We start from the raw sequence: 17,243 nt of genomic DNA, 5'->3' as shown, positions 1-17,243 counted from the left end.
CGCGAGCGGGAAAGGGCGGTTTGCCCTCAGCTCGTGAAGAAATCCCACGTTAGCTTCAAGTTGAGCCCGATGATCGTTACCGCAATGGTCGCTGCAGCGACCGTGAGCCAGCGCGGCGAGACGAGATCGCCAAGCTTGGTTCGGCTCGCTGTGAACTGCACGAGCGGCACGATCGCGAAGGGAAGCTGCAAGCTCAGCACGACCTGCGAAAGGATCAGCAGTTTCGACGTTTCCGCTTCGCCATAGAAAAGCGTGACGCCCGCCGCAGGCAGAAGCGCGACGCAACGGGTGAAGAGCCGGCGTTGCCAGGCGGGCAGTCTGATATGGAGAAACCCCTCCATAACCGCTTGGCCCGCGAGCGTCGCAGTCACGGTCGAGTTCAGGCCGCAGCACAGAAGCGCAATGCCGAACAGCGTCGGCGCGATCGCCGAGCCCAACAGCGGATGCAGCAGCGCCTGCGCTTGGCTGAGCTCTGCCACTTCGGTTTTGCCGGACGCGTGAAACGCTGCGGCCGCGAGGATGAGGATCGAGGCGTTGATGAAGAGCGCGAAGCACAACGCGAACGTCGAGTCGATCGTCGCAAACTTCAGCGCCTCGCGCTTGTCTTTCGTCGACGTTCCATACGCGCGCGTCTGCACGATTGCCGAGTGCAGGTAAAGGTTATGCGGCATGACCGTCGCGCCGATGATGCCGAGCGCCAGATAGAGCATTTCGGGATTGCTGACGATCTCAGTCGTCGGCGCAAAACCGCGGACGACGGCGCCCCATTCCGGATCGGCAAGCGCAATCTGAATGCCGAAGCACGCGGTAATGACGGCGAGCATCGTGATGATGAAAGCTTCGAGATACCGGAACCCGAGCCGCTGCAACAGCAGCACGACGAAGACGTCGAGGGCGGTCAGGAGAACGCCGATTTCGAGCGGAATGCCGAAGAGTAGATTGAGGCCGATGGCTGTACCGATCACTTCCGCCACGTCGGTGGCGATAATGGCGACCTCGGCAAAAATCCAAAGCGGGATGGCGGCCCATCGCGGGTAGCCGTCGCGGCAGGCCTGCGCCAGGTCACGTCCTGACCCAATCGCGAGACGCGCGCATAGCGATTGCAGAAGGATTGCCATGATGTTCGACAGGAGCGCGACGAACAGCAGGGTGTAGCCGAACTTCGATCCGCCCGCGATCGAGGTCGCCCAGTTGCCGGGATCCATGTAGCCCACGGCGACGAGATAGCCGGGGCCGAAAAAGGCCATGAGCCGCCGCCAAGAGCTGCCATGGCTGGCAACGCCGACGGTGCGGAAAACTTCGCTCAAAGAGCGGTCCGACAGTGCCCTTCGCCAGCCAGGGTCGGCGAGAGGCGACCCATCGGATGGCGGCGAAGTTTGCTCAGTACGGGCGTCCATCGGGCAACCCTATGCAAATGATAATCATTCGCAACTAGACTAGCGCCAAGTTGCAGTGCGTCAAGAAGGCGGGTGCGAGGTTTAGTGTGACAAAAGTGGCAGGGCCGAATTCGAGATAAATGGCGAGAGATGGCAGAATTTGCCGGCATCACGGCAGCGCCGCGGTCTAGCCAACGCATTGCCCCCATGATTCAAGATCATCGCGCAACAGCAGCAATTCAGGCGGTGAAGCCCCTTCCGATGTGGTCTCCCTATAAAAGACGTATCAAACGCGATCTCGACCGCTGGCAGTCCATGGGCTGGGTTAGCGGCGAGAGCCGGGCGGCGATCCTCGCCGATGTCGAAGCGAGCGGGCGCGAATTCGGCCTCGCCCCGGCGCTGGGAGTCATAGCGAGCATCCTCTTCGGCTTTGCGGCCATCTCATTCGTCGCCGCGCATTGGCAGGAGATGCCGCGGCTCGGCCGCCTCATGTTGCTGCTCGCCACCATCTGGTCCGGCTACGGCGCCGCCGGCTGGCTCAACACGCGCGGGCTCGCGCAGTTCGCCGACGCAGCCATATTGTTCGCAGTCGGAATGTTCGGCGCCAGCATCATGCTGATCAGCCAAATGTACAACATTGGCGGCGATCCGGCGGACGGGGTGCTCATGTGGTGGATCGGGGCGCTCTTCGCAGGCATCGCACTACGATCGAACCCGGCGCTCGCCTTGGCGATGATCCTCGTCTGCCTCTGGTCCTTCTTCGAGACCTCCCAAAGGCATGCCGTGCACTGGGCATTCCTCATCGGCTGGTTCATGGTGACGGCAGCGTTCATCTGGCAACGCTGGCAGCCGGGCTTCCACCTTTCGGCGCTGACGTTGGCCGCATTCGTCGTTTCACTGGGCTATCAATTGGACGATGGCCATCAGCATGATCTCGTCGTCTTGATCGGCGTGATCGCCGCCGGTGCTGCCGTTGCGCTGGAGAAGTTCCGGCCCGATGTCGATGCGGCGCTCGGCCATTTTGCGTCGCCCAGTTTTGCCTATGCGCTCGCCGTCGCGCTGGCCGGGCTCTTCGCGCTTCAGTTTTTCGAAACCCCGCCGCTCGGCAAGCTCATCGCGCTGGCTGCGGTAGCGCTGATCCTGATCCTTGCAGGCATCGCCTACGCGTTGTCGACCGGAAACCGTGGCGCACTGTGGATCGGCTACATCGGCTTCTCGGCTGAGATCCTCACGCTTTATGGGGTGACCATCGGGACCATACTCGGAACGTCGCTCTTCTTCCTCATCGCCGCGATGATCGTTTCGCTGCTCGCTTACGTGGCGCTACGACTGGCGAGACAGAGTGCAAGCACAGGACGGCCTGCATGATCAGCAACCGCAAACTCATCTGGCCGTTGCTCGCGCTTGTCGCCATCGTCCAGTCGGCGGCGCTATTCGACATGGTCCGCGCCCGCGACAGCCTTCTGAAGTCAGGCCGCGAAATCACGCTCGCCGTTCAGCCGGTCGATCCGCGCGACATCTTCCGCGGAGATTATGTGACGCTCGGCTACGACATCAGCCGGCTCAAGACGCCGAACGCCCAAACGGACTTCCCCCCGGGAGCGGCTTCGGTTGGGTCCGACGTGTACGTTACGCTCGCCGGAGCCACGGATGGCAGCTGGACGCTGACGCGTGTGGGAAGCGCTTATCCCTCGGCAGTGGCGCCGGGCGAGACCGTTCTCAAGGGCCGCGTGAATTCGATCTGGAGAGACGAGAGCGCGGGCCAAACCTTCATCAACGTGCGCTACGGCATCGAAAACTACTTCGTTCCGGAGGGCACCGGACGTGTTCTCGAGGACAAGGTCAGGTCTCACGAGATCAAGGCCATCGTCGCGGTTGCAACCGACGGCACGGCAGCTCTCAAGGGTCTGATCGTCGATGGTGAGCGGCACGAGGACCCACCGCTTCTTTGAGGCTTCAGGCGCGCCCGGTCAGCTGCTATGAGGCGCCCCGCTAAGTCTCAATGACAAAACCTGAAATGGAGATAACCCGTGACCGTCACGCGCTATGAAACTTCACCCGTCTATTCGAAGGTCACGGAGGCCAACGGCTTCGTCTTCACCGCAGGCGTCATCCCGACAGATCTTTCCAAGGACGTCGAAGGCCAGACCGCCGAAGTGCTGGCTGAGATCGACCGCCTTCTGGCGCTCGCAGGCACCGACAAGACGAAGGTCGTGCAGGCGACCGTCTGGCTCAACGACATCCGCCATCGCGACGGCATGAACAAAGCCTGGGGCGTATGGCTCGACGGCAAGGGCGCGCCCGCCCGCGCTTGCGTCGAAGCCAAGGTCATCGACCCGCGCATGCTCGTCGAAATCTCGGTTGTCGCCGTCAAGTAAACTCTCAGTCTAAGTCGCAAAATGGCGGGAGCGCGAGGCAGCCTTGCGCTCCCGCTTTATTTCAGCATGTGCCCAGATTGCCTCTTGGCCGGAAATTCTTTTCACGCCGCGCGAAAACCTATCGAGAGCTTCGCTGAATCTGCGAAATACGCGGGATGGGGGATCTGCCCTCGATAGTCTTCGGAGACGGTAACAAAATGATTCGCTTCGGATGGATGGGGCCGAGCCTTGCCGTGGCCACCCTTTTTGCCTGCGCAGTACCGGCGTTCGCTGATGAAACCGGCGTGGCGGCTATTCACGAGCAGCGGCGTGAGAAGGGCCGCATATGCTTCGTCGACCACTACCACTACGGCTCCAGCTCGGGGCAGGCCTCGAAGAAGGCAGCACTCGCCGCCGGTATCAAGTCCTGGGCTGACTTCACCGATTTCGAATACGGCTCGAACTGGGCTCACTGGGGCCGCGCCGCGAGCAAGGCCGCGAAGTGCTCGCAAGCGGGAATCGGCGGTTCCTGGAGCTGCGATCTCAGCGCCAGACCTTGCCGCTGAAAAGCTTCCAGCATCCGCTTGATTCGACAAAGGCCGCTCTTTCAGCGGCCTTTTTTATTGCTCACCGAACGCTCTTTCAGCTAGCGCTGCCCGGTTGCCTGCGCCAGCACGCGGCGGACGAGAGACGCGATCCAGCGCACCACGAACAGCTTGATCATGGTGCCTATGACACCGCTATTCGATCCAAGAATATTCCCGAGGATCGAGCGGATGACGCTTTCAAGAGTGTCGCCGCCGGAGCCCGGAACCCGCTCGCCGCCGCGCCGGATGATATCGGGAAGCCGGCTGTAGGGATTATCGCCGGACTGGGGATCCGGAAAACGGTTGCGCCGCCCCAGGCCCGGAATGTCATCGCCGGGAATGGGAAGAGGGCTCCCCGCATCGATCGGCCCGCGCCGCCTTTCTCCTTCGGCTGGAAGTGTATCGCCGGGCAGGGGCAACGGACTTGCCTCCGCGCCGGATAATCCCGAAATCGTGCCCGCAACCTTCGCGATGGCCGGGGCCGCTTGTCTCTGCAGTTCGCTGATCACCAGCGTTGCAACAACGGGGAGAAGCTTCTGAACTGTCGCCGCGTCGAGCCCGGAGCGGGAAGCAACGCGAGCTGCAATTCCGCGGCTCACATGCTTGTTGCCGATCAGCACATTGAGGATGTCGTCGCCATTGGCGGTAACGTCCTGCGACGTGAGAGCGGCAGAATTCGGCGGCACATTTGGCGCGTGCCGCGTGGTCACAAGTGAAACGACATCAGCGACGCCACTTCGCGAGAGCATCAAACGCTGGATGCGAACTTCAAGCTCCTCACTGAGCGCATAAACAGCGCTTCGTGTGCTCTGCTCGTCGATGCCGAAGGCGGCCGCCATTTCGGCAATGATGTCTTGTCCCGCGTCGCTTCGAAAGTACGCATCGATAGTCATGCCGGCCTCCGGCGTCGCTGAACTTGAACCCGATAATGAACATGGCGTGTTATGCGCGAGCAGTCTCTGCCTCGCGTGCTGCATACAAGTCTACGCTGTGCTACCGGCTGTCGAACCGGCGTGGATCTCCGCTCCACTGATGCAGAGATGGTACAGCGGTGTGCCCCACAAACAATCGCAACCTATGTAGACGGTGACGCGTTCAAGCGGTGCGCCCAGAAAACACTTCGAGGGCGAATGCCCCCCTGTGGAGAGATCAATGCGAAAACTGATAATGTCTCTGTCCATTCTCGCGGGACTTCTGTTCGCGGGAACACTTCCGTCGTCTGCCAACGCGGCGGCCGGTCTGACAGCAGCGAAACCGAAGGTCGAGCAGACTGAGGCCCCGGTAACGCAAGCCCGCTGGCGCCATCGCCATCGCCACTGGGGACCCAACATCTATTTCGGCTTTGGCGCACCCTACTTCTACGGCCCGCGCTATGGCTACTACGACGGCTACTATGGCCGCCCGTACTACGGCTATCGCTATCGGCGCCACTGGCGGCATCACCACCACCACCGCGGCTGGGGCCATCGCCACCATCGGCACCATGGTCACCACCACCGGCGCCACCGCCGCTAATACGGCTGCTTGGCTGACGGCATAGAGCGGTCCGGACGGAATATCCGTCTGGGCCGCTTTTTTACGGGTAGTGTCGTCGTCCGAGTTGCAACACTGCGACACTTTTGGCATGGTCCGCCGCGGCTCTCCGCCCACGAATCAATACTGCGAGAGCGAATAATGCCGGGAGCTGGATAGCTGTTACGGCAGCGCCCGAAGGCACCTGGGATGCCGGTCCGGACAACGGACCGCGATGGAAGCGTGCAAAAGGGACCACTCAATGAGCAATATCCTCTGGGGGATCATCGCCTGCGGTGCGTTGTCGATCCTCTACGCATTTATCACAGCCAGAAGCGTGCTAAGCGCCGATCAGGGCAATGCCCGGATGCAGGAGATCGCAGCGGCGGTACGGGAAGGCGCGCAGGCCTATCTGAACAGACAGTACCGCACGATCGGCATCGTCGGCGTCGTGATCTTCGTGTTGGCATGGCTGCTGCTTGGGCCGCTTCAGGCGTTCGGGTTCTTGATCGGCGCGGTTCTCTCGGGTCTCGCGGGCTTCATCGGCATGAACGTGTCGGTTCGCGCCAACGTGCGCACCGCGCAGGCGGCGACCGTTTCGCTCGCGAATGGCCTCGACATCTCCTTCAAGGCGGGCGCAATCACTGGCCTGCTCGTGGCGGGCTTGGCGCTGCTCGGCGTCGCCGTCTACTACGCCATCCTGACGGCGGGTTTCGGCCTTGAGCCGGGCAGCCGGGATGTCGTGGACGCGCTCGTATCATTGGGCTTCGGCGCCTCGCTGATCTCGATCTTTGCCCGTCTCGGCGGCGGCATCTTCACGAAAGGCGCCGACGTCGGCGGCGATCTCGTCGGCAAGGTCGAAGCGGGTATTCCCGAAGACGATCCGCGAAACCCCGCAACCATCGCCGATAACGTCGGCGACAACGTCGGCGATTGCGCCGGCATGGCGGCGGACCTCTTCGAAACCTACGCGGTGACCGTCGTCGCTACGATGGTTCTGGCCGCGATCTTCTTCGCCGGTCAGCCGAACCTCGGCGTGCTGATGCTCTATCCGCTCGCGATCGGCGCCGCCTGCATCGTCACCTCCATCATCGGCACCTACTTCGTGAAACTCGGCACCAACGGCTCGATCATGGGCGCGCTCTATCGCGGCGTGATCGCATCCGCTGTCCTGTCGATCTTCGGTCTGTGGGTCGCGACTGAATACGTGCTTGGCGGCATGGGAGATGTCGGAACGGCGGCCGGGCAGACGATCACAGGCTGGAACCTGTTCCTGTGCGGGATCGTCGGCCTGGCGCTCACGGGGCTGATCGTCTGGATCACCGAATACTACACCGGCATCGGCTATCGCCCGGTGAAGTCGATCAGTCAGGCATCGGTGACCGGGCACGGCACGAACGTGATCCAGGGTCTCGCAGTTTCTCTTGAGGCCTGTGCGCTCCCGACGATCGCCATCGTCGCCGCCATCATCGCGACCTACACGCTCGGCGGTCTCTTCGGCACCGCGATCGCAACAACGACAATGCTCGGCCTCGCCGGCATGATCGTGGCCCTCGATGCCTTCGGCCCGGTGACGGACAACGCCGGCGGCATCGCGGAAATGGCTGGCCTGCCGAAGGAAGTCCGCCGCTCGACCGACGCGCTCGACGCCGTCGGCAACACGACGAAGGCGGTTACCAAAGGCTACGCCATCGGCTCCGCCGGTCTCGGCGCGCTCGTGCTGTTTGCGGCCTACAACTATGACCTGCAGCACTTCATCGCTGCAGCCAACGCTCCCGACGCAACCGGCTATCAGTTCTTCAAGGACGTGCAGGTGAACTTCGGCCTCGACAACCCGTATGTCGTCGCCGGCCTGCTGCTCGGCGGTCTGATCCCGTTCCTGTTCGGCGGGCTTGCCATGACGGCCGTCGGCCGCGCGGCGGGCTCGATTGTTGAAGAGGTGCGCCGTCAGTTCAAAGCCAATCCCGGCATCATGAAGGGAACGTCGAAGCCCGACTACGCCCGCGCCGTCGACTTGCTGACGCGTGCGGCGATCAAGGAAATGATCGTGCCTTCGCTGCTACCGGTTCTCTCGCCCATCGTGCTCTTCATCGTGGTCAACGCGATTGCGGGCAAGGGCGCGGCTTTCTCCGCCGTTGGTGCAATGCTGCTCGGCGTGATCGTCACCGGCATCTTCGTTGCCATCTCGATGACGTCTGGCGGCGGCGCTTGGGATAATGCCAAGAAGAGCTTCGAGGACGGCTTCGTCGACAAGGACGGCGTCAAGCACGTGAAAGGCTCGGAAGCTCATAAGGCGTCCGTGACCGGTGATACTGTCGGCGATCCCTACAAGGATACGGCGGGTCCCGCCGTCAACCCGGCGATCAAGATCACCAACATCGTGGCGCTGCTGCTGCTCGCAGTTCTGGCCCACTGGTAATTACAACGCACCTCAAAAACTCGAAGGCCCCGGAGCGATTTTCCGGGGCCTTTGTCTTTGACGGTTCGCAGCTTGACCGCAGGCGGCGTCAACCGACGAGGTTGGGATCTTCGCTGTCGTGTTCGTGGCCGATGGCTTGCAGCAAACGCTTATCGAGAAGCTCAGCCTTTAGAATCACCTTTTCCGAGTGCACGTCCCTGATCGCCGATCGCGGCACGACGAATTCTCCGGCGTTCTCGATGTAGATGACAATGGAGGTCGGCGTGACCTCGCGGACGGCGCCGATGCCCTCCTGGCCGTCCGCCAGAAAGACCATAAAGCCAACGTCGATGTTTTCGCTCATCTGATACCTAGCCGCGGTTGCGTTAAAGATCGGGCACCGAAGCGGCGCGCCCGCCACCCGTCTAACTGCTTCTTGGCCAGCGCGGTTTCAATCGCAGCGCTGCAACGGCATCATAGCACGCGGCACGCCCGGCAAATCGCGGTCGTTTGCTGTGGTAAACTTGGCTAAATAGGCCGGATCAGCCGCTGCTGCCGAAGAGCTGCTGCTTGCCGAGGTTGCGGAAGAGCTGCTTCAGGATGCCTTCGTCCTTGCCGCCAGGGGCCGGTGTCTTGCGGCTGACGAAATCGAAGATCTTGCCGTCCTTCAGGCCGTAGTTGGCGATGGTGTCGACGGTGCCGCCTTGGTTGAAGTAGACCGCCACCACCTGCCGGTCGGTCTCGGTGGGAAGGAAAAACGACTTCTGGCTTTCGGTGCTCGATATATAATAGAACGCGCGCCCGTCGCCGACCACGGCGGTTGTCGCCGGCGTGCCGAGCGCGGTGCGCACTTGGTCCTGGCTCATGCCGGGCTGCACGGCTTGCAAGTCGGTCGCGCGGAACTGCTGACCATGCTTCGTGATCGTCGGCGTCCCGCATGCCGTCAGCATGAGCGTTGGCCAGACGAGGGTCGCGGCCATCACGCCCGACCGGACGATTGCTTTTAGATGCCGACTTCTTTGGCCGTGCTGTCTCATTTGAACTTTCATTGGCGCGAATCTCTTCGCCCTATCGCCGGCGTGTGTTTAGATTGTGCGTCGAAGGCCGGCAACTGCGCGACGGCGTTGCCGCCAGGCATGATCCCCAGACATTTGCTCATGCCGCCAACCAAGGACCCCTCACGATGTTGCGATGGCTGAGGCAACGAGCAGATACCGGCCGCAAAGCAGAAGAGCTTTATGGCAGCGTCGTGACCGCGGCGCGGCAGCAGGCGTTTTACGGCCGCCTCGGCGTTCCGGACACACCGGAAGGCCGCTTCGAGCTGGTTGCAATTCATCTTTTTCTCGCGCTCGAAGCGCTGCGGGGAAAAGGAGGCGAGGCCGACGAGCTGGCCAGGAGAACGATCGAAGCCTTCGTCGTCGACATGGATGACTGCATGCGCGAGATGGGGGTAGGGGATCTAACGGTCCCCAAGAAGGTTAAGCGCGCAGCCGCAGGGTTCTATGAGCGCGCCGCGAGCTACCGCAGTGGATTGAGCGGCGCAGGCTCGCTCAGCACTGCTTCGCCCAAGCTGACGGAGGCGCTCCGCGGCTATGTTTATGATGGTGCCGGGGAGCGGGAAGAAGACGCCGTGGCGCTCGCTCACTATATGCAAGCAGCGTCCAGCGCTCTATCGGACCTGGAATTCGAAGTCTTCGTAAACGATGGAACGGCGAGCCGGCTGCTCGCGGCCGCCACATCGAAACCTAAGGTATCAACGACGTGACCGACCAACCATTGAACTGGAGCGAACGCTCAATCGATATTCCCGCCGGCGGACTGCAGCGGTCGCGCGAGGCAACGCCTGAGGAATGCCAGGCGATTGCGCAGGCCCTCGACATCCTGAAGGTCACGAGCCTCTCCACGAGCTATCGCATCAACGCCATAGCGGGCGACGGTTATCGGCTGCGTGGAACGATCGTCGCTGCAGTGGAGCAGGCCTGCGTGGTGTCGCTCGAGCCCGTAAACGGCAATGTAAACGCCGAGTACGAGGTTGAATTCTTCCCCGAGATTGATCTTCCCGCTGACGAGGAGGAAGCCGAAATTCTCGATGCCGCCGAAGTCGAGCTGCTCGAGAATGGAGCTATCCCCGTCGGACGGATCGTCTATGAGACGTTGGCTGCTTCCCTCAATCCTTATCCGCGCCGTCCGGACGCCGAGTTCAATTGGCAGGACCCGAAGGCCGCGGAGCCCGAAAAGGTCAGCCCCTTTGCAGCGCTGTCGAAGCTGAAGCCCGGCAGCTGATCGACGTTCCCCTGCCGCCCCGGACTCGTGCTCATTGACGGCATCCGGCCGCGATATGTGCGGAAAAAGTCAAGAGAATACCAATAGATGTGAGTGCTTCTGTCACGAGGTGCGTTTTCGCCTTGTGGGCGAGCCGCAAAAGGCTATGGTCTCGCCGAATTTCGGGGAGAGATAGGCCCTGCCGGGTCTGGCACTATTCCTCTGTGCCAACACGACCTGAGCGGCAATCGACGACAAATGGCGAGCCCAAAGACTATTGCACTCGACGCAATGGGTGGCGATCACGGCCCGGAGGTTGTCATCCCCGGGGCGGCATTGTCACTTGAGCGCCAGCCGGCGTTGAGTTTCATCCTGTACGGCAACCAAGCGCGCATTGAAGCCGCGCTGGCCCCGCACCCGGCGCTTCGCGCCAAGTCCCGCATTGTCCATACCGATCACGTGATCGCCATGGAGGAGAAGCCGAGCCAGGCGCTGCGCCGTGGCAAGGGCTCCAGCATGTGGCTGCCGCTCGAAGCCGTGAAAACGGGCGAGGCCGACGCCGCCGTTTCAGCCGGTAACACCGGCGCATTGATGGCAATCGCCAAGCTTGTCCTTCGGCCGATCAAGGGGATCGAACGCCCCGCAATCGCAGCGATCTGGCCGACGATCAAATCGGAATGCATCGTGCTCGACGTTGGCGCCAACATCGGCGCGACCGCGGATCAGTTGGCTGATTTCTCCCTCATGGGCGCAGCAATGGCGCGCGCCGTGTTCCACATCGAAAGGCCGTCCGTTGGCCTGCTGAACGTCGGCACGGAAGAGATGAAAGGCAACGAGGACGTGAAGGCCGCGCATGCGCTGCTGAAGTCGATCGATGCCTTGCCCTTGGAATACAAAGGGTTTGTCGAAGGCGATCAGATCGGTGTCGGTGCGGTCGATGTCCTGGTCGTTGAAGGCTTCGCCGGAAACATCGCTCTGAAAACCGCAGAGGGCACCGCGAAGCAGATCGGTACCTACCTGCGCGCCGCCATGACGAGTTCTCTGCTGACCAAGATCGGCGCCTTACTCGCTCAAGGCGGGTTCCGCGTGCTGAAGGACAAGATGGACCCGCGCCGCGTTAATGGCGGCACGTTTCTTGGGCTCAACGGCATTGCGGTGAAGAGCCACGGCGGCACGGACGCGTTTGGATTTGCGAGCGCAGTCGATCTTGCGTACGAGATGGCCGATTCGGGGCTGATCGGGCGTTTGACAGCCGACATCGACAGTTTTCATCACAAGCTTTCGGCTGCTGGCGGCGGTTCGCCGCCGCAGAGCGCGGCCGGTAGCCCGCTCGGAAAGGCATAGATTTGGCAGTTCTCCGCTCTGTCATCCGCGGCGTCGGTGCGCATCTTCCCAAGCGCGTCGTGACAAACCACGATCTCGCGAAAATCGTCGACACAAGCGACGCTTGGATTCAAGAGCGCTCCGGCATCGTCACCCGGTACATCGCCGATGAGAACGAGTTGACGTCGGACCTCGGAGCCGCCGCGGCCAAGCAGGCATTGGTGCGCGCAGGAATTGATCCCGTCGATATCGACCTCGTCATCTGCGCAACAGCAACGCCGGACCGGACGTTTCCCGCGACAGCCGTCAGAATCCAGCAGATGCTGGGCATCACGAAGGGCGCGGCGTTCGACGTGCAGGCTGTCTGCTCCGGCTTCGTCTACGCGCTCACAGTTGCCGACAACTTCCTGAAGCTCGGGCAGTCCAAGCGCGCCCTGGTCATCGGCGCCGAAACGTTCTCGCGCATCCTCGACTGGTCGGACCGTTCGACGTGCGTTTTGTTCGGCGACGGCGCGGGCGCCGTGGTGCTCGAGGCCCAGACGCAGCACGGCGCGCGGGAGGATCGGGGCATCCTGGCGACCAAAATCCGCTCGGATGGCCGATTCGAAGACTTGCTCTACGTCGACGGCGGCCCCGGATCGACCAAGACCGTCGGCCACGTCCGTATGAACGGCCGTGAGGTCTTCCGGCATGCCGTTCAGAAGATCTCGGGCGTGATCGAGGAAACGCTGGTCGAGTCGGGTTATGCTCCCGATGAGATCGACCTCTTCATACCGCACCAGGCCAACAAACGCATTCTCGACGGCATCGCCAAAAAGCTCGGCGTCGCGCCCGAAAAGATCGTTATCACCTTGGATCGCCACGGAAATACGTCGGCGGCCTCAATTCCGCTGGCCCTTAACGATGCCTTCGAGGCCCATCGGGTGAAGGAAGGCAGCCTCGTGCTCATGGAAGCCATGGGCGGTGGCTTCACATGGGGCGCCGTTCTCGCCCGCTGGTAACCAAATTGGTGCGCTGCAGCGTGGAAAGCCCTGCTTTTTCAGTCGCTTGATTGCGCCTCCCGTTGACCCCGCGACCAACCGCCGCTAGCATAACTGGTCAGAACACAGAGTTCGGCTGGGAGAACGAGATGGTGGGCAAGACGTTGACGCGGGCTGATCTTGCGGAAGCCGTCGTCGAGAAAGTTGGATTGCCGCGCAACGAGAGCCAAGAGCTCGTAGAGCGCGTTCTCGATGAAATTTCAGGAAGCTTGGCGGAAGGCGACGCGGTGAAGCTGTCGTCCTTCGGCTCATTCGGCATTCGCCAAAAAGGCCAGCGGATCGGCCGCAATCCGAAGACGGGTGAAGAAGTCCCGATCACGCCGCGGCGCGTTCTCGTTTTCCGTCCTTCGAACATTATGAAGGACCGTATCAATAAAGGTCACGCGAAGCGCTGAGTTCCGATTGCATCGTGAGGGAACTGCGCGTTCAATCGCATTTTATGCGGCAGGCGTGAGGGCGGTGATTCATGAACAAGTCGGCGGAGGCATTTCGCACGATCGGAGAAGTGGCGGACGAACTGCAAATCCCAAAGCATGTGTTGCGCTTCTGGGAAGGAAGGTTCCCGCAGATCCGGCCAATGAAGCGTGGCGGTGGACGGCGTTACTATCGCCCCGAGGATATGGAGCTTTTGCGCGGCATCCGCGCGCTGCTTCATGCGGAAGGCTACACGATACGTGGCGTCCAGAAGATCCTGCGTGAGCACGGCATCGAGCAGGTCAAGGCTGCAGCGCATCGCGCGGCCGCGGTTCAGGCAGCAATGCCCGTCGAGCCTCAAAGCCGGAAGCGCGGCAGAAAGCCGGTCGTGAAGGCCGTAGCTCCCGAGCCGCAGCCTAAGGCGCGTGAAGAAGGACCCATTCCAATCAAGGTTCAAATCTCAACCGCGATACGCGAACTCGAGATCGCGCGCGCCATCCTCCTCGGGCAGCAACTCAACACCGCCGACGGCGCCGCGGAATTGAAGAAGCAGCGTGCAGGCGGAGCCTGAAACGCAACGCGCTGCAGCAGACACAATGCCTGCACATCCCTTCGCTTTGGGCGAGATCGAAGTCTTCTTCCTCGATCTCGCGAAAGCGGCTTCCATTCTGGAGGCCGAGGAATCGGGATCGCCCCGGCTGTCCGCTTCCGACAATGCGCGTGCCGCGGCGACCCGCGATCCCGAAGCGCGCCGGCTGTGGCGTGCGTCACGCATCGCAACCCGCATCGTGCTCGAACGCGCATGCGGCCCAAGCATCAGACAGGCGGACTTCGCCATCGAGCCAGGAGGCCGGCCAAGGCTCGCTGCCGGCTTGCCCTGGTTCAACATCTCCCACACGGGTGAAGCGGCGCTCATCGCAGCCTCGAAATCGGTGCCGGTGGGTGTGGACCTGGAACGAAGGCATCGCAGCCTCAAGATGCCGGCCGAGCGGCGGCAGCGCGTCATCGCGGCGGCCGGACGGCTTGGTCCGGAACACGTGCTATCTGCTGACCGCGATAGCGACGTCATGGTCGCTTGGGTATGCCTAGAAGCTGCCGCCAAGGCGCTGGGCATCGGCATTGGCCGGCTGCTGACCGAGCAAGGCGTCGTAGGCGGCAACGCCGCAGGCAGCAGTTACAATCTCCAGGTCAGAACGCTTGACCTCGGAGATGACTATGTGGCGGCCGTCGCGGCCGAACGCCTGCCTGAAAAAATTGGAGTGCTTCCGTTCCCTGCTGACAATCTTGACGGGTTCATCCCCACGCGGTCATAGGCGCGTCAGGGCAAATAGCCGAAGAGTTGGAAGTCTTTGTTGACCGTCTGCTCCTTGTGGCGGCGGTATTTCGGCCGCTGCGGAACATCGGCGTTCGCCTGCGAACCAAGCGCATCCCCGCTGTCCAAGTCGCTCTTCTTCATGCCCGCAGCAGGTGCTGCCTCAAAGGCAGTCGCCGAAGGATCCCGGATAGCGAGCAGGATATTGGACTCTCTCGGCCGCCACCGATAGCCGAGGCTGAAATCGATCGGCGTCGCACGCCCTTTGCCAAAAACTTCGTTGAGCTTCGCCTGATATTTCCCGCCGAAGAGGCTGATCGGGCCGACATAGCGGCCATAGGGCTTCAGCTGCCATCCCTGCGCAAAGAAGCGAATGGGAATGCCGGAGTCGTCCTGAAGCAGCGACACGCTGTGAGACAGCAGGTAGTCGCGAACAGTAGAGAAGTTGTCCGAGTGCATCAGATACGACGCGCTTTTGAGGAAGCTGTCGCCATGCCCTAATCCATCGCAGAACTTCAGGAACCCGCTTGTTTTGATACCGCCGTCGGATAGGTCGGTACTGAAGTAATAGAGCGTGCGCTTCCGGCCGACGTTCGCATCGCCGAAAATGATCTTCACGCCCTTGCCCGTCGGGTTTGCAATCTTGTCTTCGGCCGGATGCAGTGTGCCGTCACTCTGGAGATCGAACAGCGAGACATCGTAGATCGTCTTTCCCGAGCGCGCGAGGAACGTCATCAGCACCGGCAGCGTGCCATTGAGCTTGGCGCGGCTGAAATCGACCCTCATGGATTTCGTACGGAAGAAGCTGTAGCTCAACACCGAACTCAGCGACGAACGCAGCGCCCTGAGCGAGGTGGCGATCTCGCCCCGCGAAAACTTGCGCAAATCGGGGATGTCGCCCGGCGGCTCAAGGCCCGCCATCACATAGGTATCGGCAGACGGGAAGAAGGCATCCGCATAAAGAAAGTCAGGGCCGCTGAAGAAATAAAACAGTACGGACTGACGCGTATGGAAATCGCGCGACACCATCGCGCTGATCTTCGACAGCTGCCGCTTCTCAAGATTGTTCCAAGCCTCGTCAAAGCCACGCGCGTACTGCTTCCAGTAGCCATCGTTGGTGTAGGCAGTGAGCGGCGATCCGGGAGAGGGCGGGAGTCCCGCGATGAAGCGCGCCGTATCGTTGATGCTGGCGCTGGGTTCCGCGCGGAGCGACGGCGAGAGAATGGAGAATGCAACGGCCACTACGGCGGCGATCGCAATGGTCATGCGCATTCTGGGCATGTTTGATCCTATCGAGGCCTTGCTTCGATCATCGAACGCTGCTGGGAAATGGCATAAACGGCCAAACCCGTCAGCATGATGGCGACGCCCGCCAAAGACTGCAGAGGACGCTCGATGACGAGATAGTACATCATGAAAGCGGTCACGCCGAGGAAGATAAATGGCGTGATCGGATAGCCCCACGTCCTGTAGGGGCGCGGCAAGCCGGGAGACGTCCAGCGAAGCACGATGACACCGAGCACGGCGAGAAATGAGCAGAGCGTCAGGCTGAACTGGATCGTGTCGAGAACGGCTTCGAAGCTCTGCGTCATGAGCAGCAGGCTGACGATGGCGAGTTGCAACAGGATTGCGGGCTTGGGAACACCGTCGCTCGTTGTGCGCGAAAGAATGCCAAGCATGGCGTGATCCTTCCCCATCGCCATGGTGACGCGTGGGCCGATCCACGTCATGGCGCTGATGGAAGAGATGAGGCCAATGCAGATGAGGGCGCCGACGATCCGTCCACCGACCTCGCCGAAGATGTGTTTGCCGGCAACGAGCGCAACGTCGATCTGTCCTGCCATGGCCGAAATCGGCGTCGTGTAGAGAAACACCGCGTTGAGCGCGACATAGCTCATGATGACAATCAAGGTTGCTGCAACGATGGAGCGCGGCAAGCTGACGGCAGGCTCGCGAATTTCACCGGCGATGTACGTCGCGGCGTTCCAGCCAGAGTAGGCATACATCACAAAGACAAGGCTGACCGCGAAGGGCGCACTGGCGATGTAGCTCATGTCGTCAGCCGAGGGCGCAAAGGAGATGGGTTGCGGTGTCCCGACGGCGATACCAGCAATGATCAGTGCGAGAATGAGGGCGCCTTTGATGACCGTCGAGACGTTCTGGAACTTGGCCGAGTGCTTGATCCCGCTGAGATGGATCGCGGTCACGATCCAGACGACACCGAGCCCCAGAAGCAGCGGCGAAACGCCGGGAATGATAGCTTTGAAGTAGACGCCGAACGCCATTGCCGCGAGCGCGATCGGCGCTGAGAAGCCCAGTGTCGCGGAGATCCAGCCCGCGAGAAAGCCGACGGAAGGATGATAGATCCGGGAGAGAAAGTTATATTCGCCGCCAGAGCGCGGAAACGCCGCAGCCAATTCCGCATAGGCCAGCGCGCCGCAAAGTGCCGCAACGCCCCCGACAATCCAGAGCAAGAGTACGGAGAACGCGGAAGGGATGCTCGCGACCTGAAATCCTAGGCTCGTGAAAACGCCGATGCCGATCATATCGGCGACGGCAAGTGCCGTAGCGGTCACTGTAGAAACCGTTCGCACGTCTAGGGCCGAACCCATTGACGGCGATGCGGGGATGCTGGCGGCAGAAGTCATTGAGCGAGCTTAAC

Annotated in this window: 19 protein-coding genes; 13 read left to right on the top strand and 6 right to left on the bottom strand. The window is 61.7% G+C overall.

Features of this window, described 5'->3' with window-relative positions; genetic code table 11:
- Positions 1 to 26: 26 nt before the first annotated feature.
- Positions 27 to 1,397, bottom strand: coding sequence for an Nramp family divalent metal transporter (locus VFG26_RS07130; RefSeq protein ID WP_325023699.1), 1,371 nt, complete (start codon positions 1,395 to 1,397; stop codon positions 27 to 29).
- A 240-nt stretch (positions 1,398 to 1,637) separates the two neighbouring features.
- Here VFG26_RS07130 and VFG26_RS07125 point away from each other — a divergent pair, with 240 nt between their 5' ends.
- From VFG26_RS07125 to VFG26_RS07110, 4 genes are all read left to right on the top strand, one after another.
- The gene (locus VFG26_RS07125; RefSeq protein ID WP_325023697.1) at positions 1,638 to 2,744 is read left to right on the top strand and encodes a DUF2157 domain-containing protein; all 1,107 of its coding nucleotides are present in this window, start codon (positions 1,638 to 1,640) and stop codon (positions 2,742 to 2,744) included.
- Entirely contained in the window at positions 2,741 to 3,328 is a 588-nt protein-coding gene (locus tag VFG26_RS07120; RefSeq protein WP_325023695.1) for a GDYXXLXY domain-containing protein, read from the top strand. The genes VFG26_RS07125 and VFG26_RS07120 overlap by 4 nt, the downstream gene beginning before the upstream one ends.
- 78 nt (positions 3,329 to 3,406) lie before the next feature.
- The gene (locus VFG26_RS07115; RefSeq protein ID WP_325023693.1) at positions 3,407 to 3,754 is read left to right on the top strand and encodes a RidA family protein; all 348 of its coding nucleotides are present in this window, start codon (positions 3,407 to 3,409) and stop codon (positions 3,752 to 3,754) included.
- 197 nt (positions 3,755 to 3,951) lie between these two features.
- Entirely contained in the window at positions 3,952 to 4,299 is a 348-nt protein-coding gene (locus tag VFG26_RS07110) for a hypothetical protein (protein WP_325023691.1), read from the top strand.
- A gap of 80 nt (positions 4,300 to 4,379) precedes the next feature.
- Here the strand turns inward: VFG26_RS07110 and VFG26_RS07105 are convergent, their stop codons facing one another.
- Positions 4,380 to 5,213 carry a DUF937 domain-containing protein gene (locus VFG26_RS07105; RefSeq protein WP_325023689.1) on the bottom strand — a complete coding sequence of 278 codons (834 nt, stop codon included), beginning with the start codon at positions 5,211 to 5,213 and terminating at the stop codon, positions 4,380 to 4,382.
- A 259-nt stretch (positions 5,214 to 5,472) separates the two neighbouring features.
- Here VFG26_RS07105 and VFG26_RS07100 point away from each other — a divergent pair, with 259 nt between their 5' ends.
- Both VFG26_RS07100 and VFG26_RS07095 read left to right on the top strand, forming a co-directional pair.
- Positions 5,473 to 5,835 (top strand): VrrB protein, encoded by a 363-nt coding sequence (locus VFG26_RS07100; RefSeq protein WP_325023687.1) that lies wholly within the window; start codon positions 5,473 to 5,475, stop codon positions 5,833 to 5,835.
- Between the two features lie 259 nt (positions 5,836 to 6,094).
- Entirely contained in the window at positions 6,095 to 8,251 is a 2,157-nt protein-coding gene (locus VFG26_RS07095) for a sodium-translocating pyrophosphatase (RefSeq protein ID WP_325023686.1), read from the top strand.
- Between the two features lie 88 nt (positions 8,252 to 8,339).
- On the opposite strand, the gene VFG26_RS07090 is transcribed toward VFG26_RS07095, so the two are convergent.
- Together VFG26_RS07090 and VFG26_RS07085 are read right to left on the bottom strand one after the other, a co-directional pair.
- Complete coding sequence (locus tag VFG26_RS07090) at positions 8,340 to 8,594, bottom strand: hypothetical protein (RefSeq protein ID WP_325023684.1); 255 nt, start codon at positions 8,592 to 8,594, stop codon at positions 8,340 to 8,342.
- Positions 8,595 to 8,772: 178 nt separating this feature from the next.
- Complete coding sequence (locus VFG26_RS07085; RefSeq protein WP_325023682.1) at positions 8,773 to 9,210, bottom strand: outer membrane protein assembly factor BamE; 438 nt, start codon at positions 9,208 to 9,210, stop codon at positions 8,773 to 8,775.
- A 17-nt stretch (positions 9,211 to 9,227) separates the two neighbouring features.
- On the opposite strand from VFG26_RS07085, the gene VFG26_RS07080 reads away from it, so the two are divergent.
- From VFG26_RS07080 to VFG26_RS07050, 7 genes are all read left to right on the top strand, one after another.
- Positions 9,228 to 9,995, top strand: a complete 768-nt coding sequence (locus tag VFG26_RS07080) for a ubiquinol-cytochrome C chaperone family protein (protein ID WP_325023680.1) — start codon at positions 9,228 to 9,230, stop codon at positions 9,993 to 9,995.
- Positions 9,992 to 10,513: a DUF177 domain-containing protein gene (locus VFG26_RS07075; RefSeq protein ID WP_325023678.1), complete on the top strand. Its 522-nt coding sequence runs from the start codon at positions 9,992 to 9,994 to the stop codon at positions 10,511 to 10,513. Before VFG26_RS07080 ends, VFG26_RS07075 begins: the two co-directional genes overlap by 4 nt.
- A gap of 237 nt (positions 10,514 to 10,750) precedes the next feature.
- Complete coding sequence (gene plsX / locus VFG26_RS07070) at positions 10,751 to 11,836, top strand: phosphate acyltransferase PlsX (protein ID WP_325023676.1); 1,086 nt, start codon at positions 10,751 to 10,753, stop codon at positions 11,834 to 11,836.
- 2 nt (positions 11,837 to 11,838) lie between these two features.
- Positions 11,839 to 12,816 carry a beta-ketoacyl-ACP synthase III gene (locus VFG26_RS07065; RefSeq protein ID WP_325023674.1) on the top strand — a complete coding sequence of 326 codons (978 nt, stop codon included), beginning with the start codon at positions 11,839 to 11,841 and terminating at the stop codon, positions 12,814 to 12,816.
- Between the two features lie 128 nt (positions 12,817 to 12,944).
- Entirely contained in the window at positions 12,945 to 13,250 is a 306-nt protein-coding gene (locus tag VFG26_RS07060; protein ID WP_325023672.1) for an integration host factor subunit alpha, read from the top strand.
- Between the two features lie 71 nt (positions 13,251 to 13,321).
- A complete protein-coding gene (locus VFG26_RS07055) occupies positions 13,322 to 13,840 on the top strand; it encodes a MerR family transcriptional regulator (RefSeq protein WP_325023670.1) in 519 nt (172 codons plus the stop codon).
- Positions 13,841 to 13,865: 25 nt separating this feature from the next.
- Complete coding sequence (locus VFG26_RS07050) at positions 13,866 to 14,582, top strand: phosphopantetheinyl transferase (protein ID WP_325023668.1); 717 nt, start codon at positions 13,866 to 13,868, stop codon at positions 14,580 to 14,582.
- Positions 14,583 to 14,587: 5 nt separating this feature from the next.
- Here VFG26_RS07050 and VFG26_RS07045 read toward each other — a convergent pair whose 3' ends face one another.
- Together VFG26_RS07045 and VFG26_RS07040 are read right to left on the bottom strand one after the other, a co-directional pair.
- The gene (locus VFG26_RS07045; RefSeq protein WP_325023666.1) at positions 14,588 to 15,847 is read right to left on the bottom strand and encodes a hypothetical protein; all 1,260 of its coding nucleotides are present in this window, start codon (positions 15,845 to 15,847) and stop codon (positions 14,588 to 14,590) included.
- Positions 15,848 to 15,870: 23 nt separating this feature from the next.
- Positions 15,871 to 17,193 (bottom strand): APC family permease, encoded by a 1,323-nt coding sequence (locus VFG26_RS07040; protein WP_325023723.1) that lies wholly within the window; start codon positions 17,191 to 17,193, stop codon positions 15,871 to 15,873.
- Positions 17,194 to 17,243: the final 50 nt, after the last annotated feature.

Source organism: Hyphomicrobium sp. (genome assembly GCF_035687085.1).
Taxonomy (GTDB): domain Bacteria; phylum Pseudomonadota; class Alphaproteobacteria; order Rhizobiales; family Hyphomicrobiaceae; genus Hyphomicrobium_B.
Note: the sequence above shows the minus strand (reverse complement) of the source record. Positions and strands in the feature narration are given on the sequence as shown.